Below are 13038 nucleotides of genomic sequence, written 5' to 3' on the forward strand. Positions count from 1 at the left end.
TTCACTTACCTTCGGTGGTGTTGCGGCCGCGCAGGGCGCGGTAGGTGGTGACAAGGGACTGGGTGGAGGCGTCGAGGCCGGGGACCTCGGCGCCTTCGGTGAGGGCGGGTTCGACGCGCTTGGCGAGGACCTTGCCGAGCTCGACGCCCCACTGGTCGAAGGAGTCGATGTTCCAGATCGCGCCCTGGACGAAGACCTTCTGCTCGTAGAGGGCGATGAGCTGGCCGAGGACCGACGGCGTCAGCTCGGTGGCGAGGATCGTCGTCGTGGGGTGGTTGCCCTTGAACGTGCGGTGGGCGACCTGCTCCTCGGCGATGCCCTCGGCACGCACCTCGTCGGCGGTCTTGCCGAAGCCGAGGGCCTGGCCCTGCGCGAAGAGGTTGGCCATCAACAGGTCGTGCTGGCCCGCCAGTTCACCGAGCTCCTCGACGGGCTTCGCGAAGCCGATCAGGTCCGCGGGGATCAGCTTCGTACCCTGGTGGATGAGCTGGTAGTAGGCGTGCTGGCCGTTGGTGCCGGGGGTGCCCCAGACGACCGGGCCCGTCTGCCACTCCACCGGGCGGCCCTGGCGGTCCACGGACTTGCCGTTGGACTCCATGTCGAGCTGCTGCAAGTAGGCGGTGAACTTCGACAAGTAGTGGCTGTACGGCAGCACGGCATGCGACTGGGCGCCGTGGAAGTTGTTGTACCAGATGCCCAACAGGCCGAGCAGCAGCGGCGCGTTGGCCTCGGCGGGGGCCGTGCGGAAGTGCTCGTCGACGAGGTGGAAGCCGTCGAGGAGTTCGCGGAACGCGGCCGGGCCGATGGCGATGACCAGGGACAGGCCGATGGCCGAGTCGAAGGAGTAGCGGCCGCCGACCCAGTCCCAGAACTCGAACATGTTGGCCGTGTCGATGCCGAAGTCGGAGACCTTCTCGGCGTTGGTCGACAGCGCCACGAAGTGCTTCGCGACGGCCGACTCGTCACCGAGCGCCGCGAGCAGCCAGCCGCGGGCCGCTGTGGCGTTGGTGATCGTCTCGATCGTGGTGAACGTCTTCGAGGCGACGATGAACAGCGTCTCGGCCGGGTCGAGGTCGCGGACGGCCTCGTGCAGGTCTGCGCCGTCGACGTTCGACACGAAGCGGAACGTCAACTCCCGCGCGGTGTACGGGCGCAGGGCCTCATAAGCCATCGCGGGACCGAGGTCGGAGCCGCCGATGCCGATGTTGACGACGTTCTTGATGCGCTTGCCGGTGTGTCCGGTCCACTCGCCCGAGCGGACCTTGTCGGCGAAGACGGCCATCTTGTCGAGGACGGCGTGCACCTTCGGTACGACATTCTCACCGTCGACCTCGATCACGGCGCCGGCCGGGGCGCGCAGCGCCGTGTGCAGCACGGCGCGGTCCTCGGTCGTGTTGATCTTCTCGCCGCGGAACATGGCGTCGCGCTGACCGAACACGTCGGTGGCGGTGGCCAGTTCCTGGAGCAGGGCGAGCGTCTCGTCCGTGACCAGGTGCTTGGAGAAGTCGATGTGCAGGTCGCCGACGTTCACGGTGTAGCGCCCGGCGCGGCCCGGGTCGGTGGCGAACAGCTCACGCAGATGCGTGCCGTTGAACTTCGCGCGGTGGTCCTCCAGGGCGGTCCACTGCGGGCGGCGCGTCAGCAGGGGGGTGGTGTCAGGCATCTCGAACGGACTCCTTGGAAGCCTTCGCGGTCTTTGCGGGCTGCGCGGTCTTCGCGGACTGCGCCGCCTTCGTGGGCTGGGCCGTCTTCGCGGGCTGCGCGGCCTGTGCGTCGGCGGCGCCCGGGACGTCCCCGTGGAGCGCCACGGCGTACATCTCGTCCGCGTCGAGGCGGCGGAGCTCCTCGGCGATCAGCTCGGCGGTCGAGCGGACCTTCAGGGCGAGGGTGCGCTCCGGCTGCCCCGGCAGGGACAGCGTGGCCAGCGGGCCGTCGGGGCGGTCGATGCGGATCTCGCCGTTCGCCGTGCCGAGACGCACCGCGGTGACGACGGGTCCTGCCGTGGTGACGCGCTCGACCGGAACGCCGAGCCGGGTGCCGAGCCAGCGTGCGAGCAGTTCGGCGCTGGGGTTCTCGGCCTCGGACTCGACGGCCGCGGAGACGATGTCGGCGCGGGCCTGGTCGAGGGCGGCGGCCAGCATGGAGCGCCACGGCGTGAGGCGGGTCCAGGCCAGGTCGGTGTCGCCCGGCGCGTAGGAGGCGGCACGCCGGTCGAGGGCGTCCAGCGGGTCCACGTCGGCGTACAGGTCGGTGATACGGCGGGCGGCGAGCGCGCCCAGCGGGTCCTTGGCGGGCTCGTCCGGGGCGTCCACCGGCCACCACACGACGACCGGGGCGTCGGGCAGCAGCAGCGGCAGGACGACCGAGTCGGCGTGCTTGCTGACCTCGCCGTACAGGCGCAGGATCACGGTCTCGCCGGTGCCCGCGTCGGAGCCGACCCGGACCTCCGCGTCGAGGCGGTTGCCCTGCCGGTCGCGCGGGGTGCGGGCGGTGCGCCTGATGACGACGAGGGTGCGCGAGGGGTGCTCGCGGGACGCCTCCTCGGCGGCCTTGATCGAGTCGTACGCGTTCTCCTCGTCGGTGACGATCACCATCGTCAGGACCATGCCCACGGCCGGGGTCCCGATTTCGCGTCGCCCTTGGACGAGCGCCTTGTTGACCTTGCTTGCCGTGGTGTCGGTCAGGTCGATCTTCATGGCCTGCGCCAGCTCCGTCCGTCTCGTGCGAGCATCTCGTCCGCTTCCTTCGGGCCCCAGCTTCCCGAGGCGTACCGGGCGGGCTTGCCGTGCTCGTCCCAGTGCGCCTCGATGGGGTCGAGGATGCGCCAGGACTCCTCGACCTCCTCCGTGCGCGGGAAGAGGTTGGCGTCACCCAGCAGGACGTCCAGGATGAGCCGTTCGTACGCTTCCGGGCTGGACTCCGTGAACGACTCGCCGTACGCGAAGTCCATGGACACGTCGCGGATCTCCATCGAGGTACCCGGGACCTTCGATCCGAAGCGTACGGTCATGCCCTCGTCCGGCTGAACGCGGATGACGATCGCGTTCTGGCCGAGTTCCTCGGTGGCCGTCGAATCGAACGGGGAGTGCGGGGCGCGCTGGAAGACGACGGCGATCTCGGTGACGCGGCGGCCCAGGCGCTTGCCCGTGCGCAGGTAGAAGGGGACGCCCGCCCAGCGGCGGTTGTCGATCTCCAGCTTCACTGCGGCGTAGGTGTCGGTCTTCGACTCGGGGTCGATGCCGTCTTCCTGGAGGTAGCCCTTCACCCGCTCGCCGCCCTGCCAGCCCGCGGCGTACTGGGCGCGGACCGTGGACTCGGCCAGCTCTGCGGGGAGCCGGACGGACCTGAGGACCTTGAGCTTCTCCGTCACGAGCGACTCGGCGTCGAAGGAGGCGGGCTCCTCCATGGCGGTGAGGGCCATCAGCTGGATCAGGTGGTTCTGGATGACGTCGCGGGCGGCGCCGATGCCGTCGTAGTAGCCGGCGCGGCCGCCGATGCCGATGTCCTCGGCCATCGTGATCTGGATGTGGTCGACGTACGACCGGTTCCAGATCGGCTCGTACATCTGGTTGGCGAAGCGGAGCGCCAGGATGTTCTGGACGGTCTCCTTGCCGAGGTAGTGGTCGATGCGGAAGACCTGCTCGGGCGCGAAGACGTCGTGCACGATCCGGTTGAGTTCCTTGGCCGACGTCGTGTCGTGGCCGAAGGGCTTCTCGATGACGGCGCGCCGCCAGGAGCCCTCGGGGGCGTCGGCGAGGCCGTGCTTCTTGAGCTGCTGGACGACCTTGGGGAAGAACTTCGGCGGCACCGAGAGGTAGAAAGCGTAGTTGCCGCTGGTGCCGCGCTTCTCGTCCAGCTCGTCGACGGCGTCCCGCAGCTGCTTGAACGCGGTGTCGTCGTCGAAGTCGCCCGGGATGAAGCGCATGCCCTCGGCGAGCTGGGCCCAGACCTCTTCGCGGAAGGGGGTGCGGGCGTGCTCGCGCACGGAGTCGTGGACGACCTGGGCGAAGTCCTGGTCCTCCCACTCGCGGCGGGCGAAGCCGAGGAGCGAGAAGCCGGGCGGGAGCAGGCCGCGGTTGGCCAGGTCGTAGACGGCCGGCATCAGCTTCTTGCGGGAGAGGTCGCCGGTGACGCCGAAGATGACGAGCCCGGAGGGGCCCGCGACGCGCGGCAGACGCCGGTCGCGCGGGTCCCTCAGCGGGTTCTGCCAGGCGGTGACGCTCACTTGGAGGAACCTTCCTTGCCGGCGAGGCGGCCGGCCACCGTGGCGAGCAGGTCGTTCCAGGCGGCTTCGAACTTGGCGACGGCCTCGTCCTCGAGCTGCTGGACGACCTCGTCGTAGGAGATGCCGAGCTTCTCGACGGCGGCGATCTCGGCGCGCGAGGCGTCGTAGGTGCCGGTGACGGCGTCGCCGTGGATGTCGCCGTGGTCGGCGGTGGCCTTCAGGGTGCCTTCCGGCATGGTGTTGACGGTGCCCGGGGCGACCAGCTCGTCGACGTACAGGGTGTCCTTGTACGCGGGGTCCTTGACGCCGGTCGAGGCCCACAGCGGGCGCTGCTTGTTGGCGCCGGCGGCCTCCAGCTTGGCGGCCCGCTCACCGGCGAAGACCTGCTCGAAGGCCTCGTAGGCGAGCCGGGCGTTGGCGAGCGCGGCCTTGCCCTTGAGGCCCTTGGCCTCGTCCGTGCCGGCCTTGTCGAGGCGCTTGTCGATCTCGGCGTCGACGCGCGAGACGAAGAAGGAGGCGACCGAGTGGATGCCGGCGAGGTCGATGCCCCGCTCGTGCGCCTTCTCCAGGCCCGCGAGGTAGGCGTCCATGACGGCCTTGTAGCGGTCGAGGGAGAAGATCAGCGTGACGTTGACGGAGATGCCGAGGCCGATGACCTCGGTGATGGCGGGCAGGCCCGCCTCCGTCGCCGGGATCTTGATCATGACGTTGGGGCGGTCGACGAGCCAGGAGAGCTGCTTGGCCTCGGCGATGGTGGCCTCGGTCTCGTGGGCCAGGCGCGGGTCGACCTCGATCGAGACGCGGCCGTCGCGGCCCTGCGTCGCGTCGTACACGGGGCGCAGGATGTCGGCGGCGGCGCGGACGTCCGCCGTGGTCATCATGCGGACGGCCTCGTCGACGGTGACCTTGCGGACGGCCAGGTCGGCGAGCTGGTCCTCGTAGCCCTCACCGGAGCCGATGGCGGCCTGGAAGATCGAGGGGTTCGTGGTGACGCCCACGACGTGGCTCTTCTCGATGAGCTCGGCGAGGTTGCCGGACTCGATGCGCTTGCGGGACAGGTCGTCCAGCCAGATGGAAACGCCTTCGTCGGACAGGGAGGCGAGGGGTGCCGTCGAGGGGGCAGCGGAGGCGGCGTTGCTCATGTTCTGCTTCATCTTCTTTCGGTACAGCGTTCGTACAGCTCTGGGTACAGCGGTGGGGTGCTCAGGCGCGGGCGGCGGCGAGCGACTCGCGGGCCTGGGCGGCGACGTTCTCGGCGGTGAAGCCGAACTCGCGGAAGAGGATCTTCGCGTCCGCGGAGGCGCCGAAGTGCTCCAGGGAGACGATGCGGCCGGCGTCGCCGACGTAGCGGTACCAGGTGAGACCGATGCCGGCCTCGACGGCGACGCGGGCCTTCACCGACGGCGGCAGGACGCTGTCCCTGTAGCTCTGGTCCTGCTCCTCGAACCACTCGACGGACGGCATCGACACGACGCGGGTGGCGATGCCCTCGGCCTCCAGCCGCAGCCGGGCGTCGACGGCCAGGTGCACCTCGGAACCGGTGGCGATCAGGACGACGTCCGGGGTTTCCTTGGAGGCCTCGGCCAGCACGTAACCGCCCTTGGCGGCAAGCTCGTTGACCTCGTACGTCGGCACGCCCTGCCGGGTCAGCGCCAGTCCGTGCGGGGCCGGCTTGACCGAGCCGCGGCGCAGGATCTCGCGCCAGGCGATGACCGTCTCGTTGGCGTCGGCCGGGCGGACCACGTTGAGGCCCGGGATGGCGCGCAGCGACGCGAGGTGCTCGACGGGCTGGTGCGTCGGGCCGTCCTCGCCGAGACCGATGGAGTCGTGGGTCCACACGTAGGTGACGGGCAGCTGCATGAGGGCCGACATCCGGACGGCGTTGCGCATGTAGTCGGAGAACACGAGGAACGTGCCGCCGTAGATGCGGGTGTTGCCGTGCAGCGCGATGCCGTTCATCTCCGCGGCCATGGAGAACTCGCGGATGCCGAAGTGGACCGTGCGGCCGTACGGGTTCGCCTCGGGCAGCGGGTTGCCCGCGGGGAGGAAGGACGACGTCTTGTCGATGGTGGTGTTGTTCGAGCCGGCGAGGTCGGCGGAGCCGCCCCACAGCTCGGGGATGACCGGGCCGAGGGCCTGCAGCACCTTGCCGGACGCGGCGCGCGTGGCGACACCCGTACCGGTTTCGAAGGTGGGCAGCGCCTCCTCCCAGCCCTCGGGAAGACGGCCCGCGACGACGCGGTCGAACAGCTTCGCGCGCTCGGGGTTGTCGGCGCGCCACTCGGTGAGCCGCTTGTCCCAGGCGGCGTGGGCCTCGGCGCCGCGGTCGAGGGCGGCGCGGGTGTGCGCGATGACCTCGTCCTCGACGGCGAAGGACTGCTCGGGGTCGAAGCCGAGGGCGCGCTTGGTGGCGGCGATCTCGTCGTCGCCGAGCGCGGAGCCGTGCGAGGCCTCGGTGTTCCGCGCGTTCGGGGCGGGCCAGGCGATGATCGTGCGCATGGCGATGATCGAGGGGCGCCCGGTCTCGGCCTTGGCGGCGGCGAGCGCCGCGTGCAGGGCCTCGACGTCGACGTCGCCGTCGGCGCGCGGCGTGATGCGCTGGACGTGCCAGCCGTACGCCTCGTAGCGCGCGAGGACGTCCTCGGAGAACGCGGTCGCGGTGTCGCCCTCGATGGAGATGTGGTTGTCGTCGTAGAGGAAGACGAGGTTGCCCAGCTTCTGGTGCCCGGCGAGGGACGAGGCCTCGGCGGAGACGCCCTCCTCCAGGTCGCCGTCGGAGACGATCGCCCAGATGGTGTGGTCGAAGGGGCTGGTGCCCTCGGGGGCCTCGGGGTCGAAGAGGCCGCGCTCGTAGCGGGCGGCCATGGCCATGCCGACGGCATTGGCGAGGCCCTGGCCCAGCGGGCCCGTCGTCGTCTCGACACCGGCGGTGTGGCCGTACTCGGGGTGTCCTGGCGTCTTCGAGCCCTGCGTGCGGAACGCCTTCAGGTCGTCCAGTTCCAGCTCGTAGCCGGAGAGGAAGAGCTGGGTGTAGAGGGTGAGGCTGGTGTGGCCGGGCGAGAGGACGAAGCGGTCGCGGCCCGTCCACTCCGGGTCGGCCGGGTCGTGGCGCATGGCCTTCTGGAAGATCGTGTACGCGGCGGGGGCGAGGCTCATGGCCGTGCCGGGGTGCCCGTTGCCGACCTTCTGCACGGCGTCGGCCGCCAGGAGGCGGGCGGTGTCGACGGCACGCTGGTCGAGTTCGGTCCACTCGAAGTGGCCCTCGAAGGGGTCGAAGCCGTCCGGTGTCTGCGTGCTCATCTGTAGTGCTTCCTTCGCATCCGTGGTGCTCTTGACGTGCCACGAGGCACTGGCCTTCCAGAATCAAAGTCCCTGGTCGAACCACCTACGACGGTAAAGGTCATACTTTTTGCTGTGTAGGTGCCCGCGTGCCAGCGTTCGGTGAAAATGGGACACGCACACCGGTCGAAGCCAAGGAATGTGAATGACGGAGCAGAGCGCCGCGCAGACGAGCGCACATCTGGGAGCCCTCCCCGCGGAACGAGCGCACATCCGCACCTATCCCTTCGACCCGAGCGCGAGCGTCTCCGGCGTCGGGATGCAGGTCGGGCCGATGGGCACCGACGGGCCCTGGGCGGGCGGCGTAGGACTGTCGCGACGCGTGCACCGCATCGACTTCCACGTCCTCCTCTTCTTCCGCGAGGGCCCCGTCCGCCACATGGTCGACTTCACGGAGTACGAGGTCGGTGCCGGGGACGTGCTGTGGATCCGGCCCGGCCAGGTGCACGGCTTCTCCGCGGCCGACCGGTACGTCGGCACCGCGCTCACGATGCAGCCCGGTTTCCTGCCGCGCGCGATCGTCGAGGCGACCGGCCTGTACCGCTACGACAGGCCGCCGCTGCTCCACCCCGACGCGGCCCAACTCGCCGCGATCGAAGCCTCGTTGGATCTGCTGCAGCGCGAGTACCTGGACACGGCGACGCTGCCGCTGAGCCTGCACACGTCGGTGCTGCGGCACTCGCTCACGGCGTTCATGCTGCGCGTGGCGCACGTCTCCGCACAGGCGGCGGCCGACGCGTGCGAGCCGCAGCCGGACACGACGTTCACCCGGTTCCGCGCCGCCGTCGAGCAGGGCTACACGACGAACCACAGCGTCAGCGCGTACGCCGACGAGCTCGGCTACTCGCGCCGCACCCTGGTCCGCGCGGTGCGCGCCGCGACCGGCCAGACCCCCAAGGCCTTCATCGACCGGCGCGTGATCCTGGAGGCGAAGCGGCTGCTCGCCCACACGGAGCTGCCGGTGGGGCGGATCGGGGTGGCGGTCGGCTTCGGGGACTCGGCGAACTTCTCCAAGTTCTTCCAGCAGCACACGGGGGCGACACCGGCGGCCTTCCGCGCCGAGCAGGTCTGAGCCGAGCCGGCCCGAGCAGGTCGGACCTCAGCCCCCGCAATATCCCCGCGACCCCCCGTTTCAGCATGCGCAACGGGGGGTTGACCGTTCCCCAGGGGCCTCGTACGGTGCTCGCACCCCCGCAGGTATATCGATTAACCAATCCCGGTTGGAGACGTACCGCTGTGCCCCCTGTGCTGTTCTCGAGGATGAGTCGGCGCGGTTTCCTCGCCGCCGGTGGCGCGCTCGCCACCGCCTCCGCCCTGCCCGCCCTGTCCGGCTGTTCCTCCCTCGCCGCGGCCGACGACGACCCCGACACGCTCGTGGTGCACAGCCAGCTCGGCACCACCGCGCCGGGCTCTCCCACCTACCTCTCGGCCCTGGACCGGTTCCGCAAGGAGAACCCCGGCCTCAAGGTCAGGAACCTCGTCAACGGCGACGACCTCGCGCAGGTCTACGAGACCTCGCGGCTGGCCCGCAAAGAGCCGGACGTCGTCATGGTCAACCTGTACGACAAGACCCTGGCCTGGACCGACGTCGGCGCCACCGTCGACGTCAAGGGCTATCTGGACGACTGGGGCCTGCGGGAGCGCGTGCTGCCCGTCGCCCTGGACGCCTGGACGGACAGCAAGGACCGGCTGCGCGCCTTCCCCTACTTCGCCACGAACTGGCCGATCGCCTTCAACCGGGCGCTGCTCGACCGGGCCGGCGTCGACCGCGTCCCCGTGACCGGCGACGAACTCATCAGCGCCGCCGGCAAGTTGCGCAAGAAGAACATCGCGCCCGTCACCACCGGCGGCAACGACTGGACCGGGCAGAAGCTGCTCGCGCAGATCATCCAGACGTTCCTGAGCGAGGACGAGGCGCGGCACGTCTACACGACCGGCGACTTCAGCGGCAGCCGCGGGGCCCGCCGGGGCATCGACTACTTCGTGGAGCTGCGCGACGCCGGGGTCTTCGCCGACAAGGCGCAGGGACTGACGTCGGACACGATGACCACGCAGTTCAACACGCAGGCCGCGGCGATGCAGTCGGCGATGTCGTCGGCGCTCGCCAAGGTGCCGGAAACCGTGGCGCGCCACACGGACGTGGGCGGCTGGCCGCTGGCGCCGGGCGCCTCGCACGACAAGCCGACGATCCTGCGCACGTACACCCTGATCGGCTTCTGGATCAGCCCGAACGGCACGAAGAAGATCGATGCCGTCGAGAAGTTCCTGAAGTTCTTCTACCGCGAGGACACGGTCGCGCGGTTCATCAAGGAGTCCGGGCGCGACATGGCGCTGCACTCCGACGCGGTGAGCACGGACTTCCCGCTGGTCGCGGCGGCGCAGCGGCTCGGCTCCGACGTGGGCCAGGTGCTGCTGCCCGACCTGTTCGTACCACCGGCGGCGACGCAGCCGCTGGTCACCGCCACGAGTACGTCGTTCACGCGCGGCACGAGTGCCACCAAGGTCCGCCAGGTCCTCGAAGCCGCCTACCGCGGCGTCTGACCGCTCCGCCCCATCTCTCCTCTCACGTAAGGGAGTTGCTCCATGACGACGATGACGTCGACAGCGGGCGAGGCAGCGGTCAGCCGCCCCACCCCGCCTTCCCCCGGCTCCGGCGGCCGTCCGCGCCGGCAGGGCGGCACGATCCTCGCGCTGCCCGCGCTCATCTGGTACCTGGTCTTCATGGTGGGGCCGCTGATCGCCATCTTCGTGGTGGCGGCGCTGCACTGGCCGGGCATGCTGCAGCCGGTGTCGTTCGCCGGGTTCGACAACGTGCGTACCGTCTTCGACGACCCGGTGTTCTGGGACGCGGTGAGCAACACGGCGATCCAGCTCGTCGTCGCCATCCCGGTGATGGTGGTGTGCGCGTACATGCTGGGCTACTACGTGGCGCAGAAACCGCCGGGCCACCGCGTCATCCGGTACCTGCTGTTCATTCCCGGGCTGATCTCGACGCCCGCGAAGGCCATGGTCTTCTACGCCGCCCTCTCCCCCGACGGTCTGGTCAACGGCGGTCTGCAGGCGGTCGGTCTCGGCTCGCTCGCCGACGCGTGGCTGGCCTCTCCCTCGACCGCGCTCGCGTGTCTGATCGCGCTCGACATCTGGGCGGGCATCGGCTTCACCGCGGTGCTGTTCGCGGCGCGGCTCGGCAGTGTGCCGGACGAGCTGGGCGAGGCGGCGCAGCTGGACGGGGCCGGGCACTGGCGGACCATGTGGCGCGTGCACTTCCCGGTGATCCGCGACTACGTGGGCGTGGTGACGATGCTGCAGTTCCTGTGGACGCTGTTCGGCTCGGCGCAGCATGTGCTGCTCCTGACGCAGGGCGGCCCCGGGAGTTCGTCGACGACGCTGTCGTTCCTCGTCTACCAGAAGGCGTTCATCGCGGCGGACCTCGGCTACAGCCAGACCGTCGGCGTCATCCTCTTCCTCGTCGGCCTCGTCGGACTGCTCGCCATCCGGCGCGCGTTCCGGCAGAGCTACTGATCGGAGTCGTACGCCATGAAGTCTGCTGTGAGTTCTGGCAAGCGGTCGAAGTTCGGCCGGGCCTGGCTGCCCGCCCACATCCTGGTCTGGCTGTACGCGGTGCTGCTCGTCATCCCGCTCTATTACTTCATCGCCTCGGCGTTCAAGACGAACGACGAGATCTTCGCGCACCCCTTCGCGCTGCCGTCCTCGTACGGTTTCGGGAACTTCTCGACCGCCTTCGAGAGCGCGGACCTGGGCCTCGCCATCGTCAACTCGGCGCTGGTGACGGTGTTCTCGCTCGTCCTGACGCTGGCGCTCGCGATCCCGGCGGCGTTCGCGCTGGCCCGCTCGACGGGGCGGCTGGCCTCGGTCGTCGAGAAGGTGTTCTCGCTCGGCTTCCTGATCCCGACGTTCGCGGCGCTGTTCCCGACGTTCCTGCTGGCGGCGGCCACCGGTCTGTTCCACACGCGGACGTTCATGGTGCTGTTCCTGCCGGCGACCGCGATGCCGCTGTCGGTGGTGATCCTGGTGCAGTTCATGCGGACGATCCCCAAGGAGATGGAGGAGGCGGCCCGCCTGGACGGCGCGTCCACCTTCGCGGTCCTGCGGCACATCTACACGCCGATGTGTCTGCCCGGCATCGCGACGGTGCTGCTGCTCAACTTCCTGACCTTCTGGAACGAGTACCTGTACTCCCTCGTCATCATCGGGCCGGACCCCGCGCAGCGCACCGTCCAGGTGGCGCTGCCCACCCTGAAGTCCATCACCGGCACGGACTACGGCGTGCTGACCGCCGGCACCGTCCTCACGCTCGTCCCGGTGTGGGTGGTCTATACGGTGCTGCAGAAGCGGATGCAGCAGGCACTGGTGAGTGGGGCGGTGAAGATGTGAGCGGCAAGAAGACCGGAGTCAGGCCGACCATCAAGGCGGTGGCGGCCGCGGCGGGGGTGTCGACGGCGGCGGTGTCGCAGGCGTTCAACGACAAGGGCCGGCTCGCCGAGGCGACGCGGCAGCGGATCCTGGAGGCGGCCCTGGACCTCGGCTGGTCGCCGAGCGCGTCGGCGACGGCGTTGCGCAGTGCCCGTACGCGCACGCTCGCGCTGGTCGTGCGGCGGCCCACCGACGTATTGGGCGCCGACCCGCACTTCAGCGAGCTGATCACCGGTATAGAGGGCGAGTTGGCGCCGCGCGGTTACGGCCTGCTGCTGCACCTGGTCGCCGATGTCGAGGAGGAAAGCGCGCTGTACGAACGGCTCGCCGCCGAGAACCGGGTGGACGGGGCCGTGCTGACGGACGCCCGCGCCGACGACCCGCGTCCGGCGCTCCTGACCCGCCTCGGGCTGCCCGCCGTCCTGCTCGGCGCGCCCACCCCGAATACGGACGTGCCGGTCGTCGGGCTCGGCAACCAGGGTGCGGGTGTGCGGGACGTCGTCGAGCACCTGCGGGAGTTGGGGCACACGCGGATCGCGTACGTGGCCGGCCCCGCCGAGTTGCAGCACACCCGGCTGCGGCTCGCCGTCTTCGAGGAGACCCTCGCGGCGTCCGGGCTCGCGCCCGCCGCGGTGCGGCACACCGACTTCTCGGAGGCCGCGGCCGTCGCCGCGACCCGTGAACTGCTCGCCGACGGCGAGCGGCCCACCGCCCTCGTCTACGCCAACGACTCGATGGCTGTCTGCGGCATCGGCACCGCCCAGCGGGCAGGCCTGCGCGTCCCCGAGGACCTGTCCGTCGTCGGCTACGACAACCTGCCGCTCGGCCGCTGGCTGCACCCGCGCCTGACCACCGTCGACCAGCAGGTGCAGCGGGTCGGCGCGGCCGCCGCCCGGACCCTGCTCGCCCGGTGCGGCGAGGACCTGCCCGCCGCGCGCCTCGACGACCGGCCGCGCCTCGTGATCCGCGAGTCGACCGGCCCCGCCCCACTCAACTGACGTACAGCACCACGCACTTCAGTATCGGAGACCCGTACCACC

General features: G+C 70.2%; 10 protein-coding genes. 5 read left to right on the forward strand and 5 right to left on the reverse strand.

Going from position 1 to position 13038, the window contains the following annotated elements; genetic code table 11:
- Position 1: 1 nt before the first annotated feature.
- The 5 genes from pgi to tkt are packed head-to-tail and all read right to left on the reverse strand — an operon-like array spanning position 2 to position 7525.
- Positions 2–1663, reverse strand: coding sequence for a glucose-6-phosphate isomerase (pgi, locus tag AB0J02_RS20010; RefSeq protein WP_363195034.1), 1662 nt, complete (start codon positions 1661–1663; stop codon positions 2–4).
- A complete protein-coding gene (gene opcA, locus AB0J02_RS20015) occupies positions 1656–2696 on the reverse strand; it encodes a glucose-6-phosphate dehydrogenase assembly protein OpcA (protein WP_363195035.1) in 1041 nt (346 codons plus the stop codon). Before opcA ends, pgi begins: the two co-directional genes overlap by 8 nt.
- Positions 2693–4225 carry a glucose-6-phosphate dehydrogenase gene (gene zwf / locus AB0J02_RS20020; protein WP_363195036.1) on the reverse strand — a complete coding sequence of 511 codons (1533 nt, stop codon included), beginning with the start codon at positions 4223–4225 and terminating at the stop codon, positions 2693–2695. The genes opcA and zwf overlap by 4 nt, the downstream gene beginning before the upstream one ends.
- Complete coding sequence (gene tal / locus AB0J02_RS20025) at positions 4222–5379, reverse strand: transaldolase (protein ID WP_363195037.1); 1158 nt, start codon at positions 5377–5379, stop codon at positions 4222–4224. The genes zwf and tal overlap by 4 nt, the downstream gene beginning before the upstream one ends.
- A 49-nt stretch (positions 5380–5428) precedes the next feature.
- Positions 5429–7525, reverse strand: coding sequence for a transketolase (gene tkt, locus AB0J02_RS20030; protein ID WP_363195038.1), 2097 nt, complete (start codon positions 7523–7525; stop codon positions 5429–5431).
- A gap of 184 nt (positions 7526–7709) precedes the next feature.
- Between tkt and AB0J02_RS20035 the strand changes: the two genes are divergently transcribed.
- From AB0J02_RS20035 to AB0J02_RS20055, 5 genes are all read left to right on the forward strand, one after another.
- Positions 7710–8636, forward strand: coding sequence for an AraC family transcriptional regulator (locus tag AB0J02_RS20035; protein WP_363195039.1), 927 nt, complete (start codon positions 7710–7712; stop codon positions 8634–8636).
- Positions 8637–8812: 176 nt separating this feature from the next.
- Positions 8813–10105 carry an ABC transporter substrate-binding protein gene (locus tag AB0J02_RS20040; RefSeq protein ID WP_363195189.1) on the forward strand — a complete coding sequence of 431 codons (1293 nt, stop codon included), beginning with the start codon at positions 8813–8815 and terminating at the stop codon, positions 10103–10105.
- Between the two features lie 42 nt (positions 10106–10147).
- Positions 10148–11086, forward strand: a complete 939-nt coding sequence (locus AB0J02_RS20045; RefSeq protein WP_363195040.1) for a sugar ABC transporter permease — start codon at positions 10148–10150, stop codon at positions 11084–11086.
- Positions 11087–11113: 27 nt separating this feature from the next.
- Positions 11114–11959, forward strand: a complete 846-nt coding sequence (locus AB0J02_RS20050) for a carbohydrate ABC transporter permease (RefSeq protein WP_363195041.1) — start codon at positions 11114–11116, stop codon at positions 11957–11959.
- Positions 11956–12996, forward strand: a complete 1041-nt coding sequence (locus tag AB0J02_RS20055) for a LacI family DNA-binding transcriptional regulator (RefSeq protein WP_363195042.1) — start codon at positions 11956–11958, stop codon at positions 12994–12996. The genes AB0J02_RS20050 and AB0J02_RS20055 overlap by 4 nt, the downstream gene beginning before the upstream one ends.
- The last annotated feature ends 42 nt before the right edge of the window (positions 12997–13038 follow it).

It is taken from the genome of Streptomyces sp. NPDC050264 (assembly GCF_040655895.1).
GTDB lineage: Bacteria > Actinomycetota > Actinomycetes > Streptomycetales > Streptomycetaceae > Streptomyces.

What these genes read in the sequence shown, in the direction of transcription:
- pgi (WP_363195034.1), bottom strand. Translation starts at nt 1,663, where the DNA reads ATGCCTGACACCACCCCCCTGCTGACGCGCCGCCCGCAGTGGACCGCC.
- opcA (WP_363195035.1), bottom strand. Translation starts at nt 2,696, where the DNA reads ATGAAGATCGACCTGACCGACACCACGGCAAGCAAGGTCAACAAGGCG.
- tal (WP_363195037.1), bottom strand. Translation starts at nt 5,379, where the DNA reads ATGAAGCAGAACATGAGCAACGCCGCCTCCGCTGCCCCCTCGACGGCA.
- tkt (WP_363195038.1), bottom strand. Translation starts at nt 7,525, where the DNA reads ATGAGCACGCAGACACCGGACGGCTTCGACCCCTTCGAGGGCCACTTC.
- AB0J02_RS20035 (WP_363195039.1), top strand. Translation starts at nt 7,710, where the DNA reads ATGACGGAGCAGAGCGCCGCGCAGACGAGCGCACATCTGGGAGCCCTC.
- AB0J02_RS20045 (WP_363195040.1), top strand. Translation starts at nt 10,148, where the DNA reads ATGACGACGATGACGTCGACAGCGGGCGAGGCAGCGGTCAGCCGCCCC.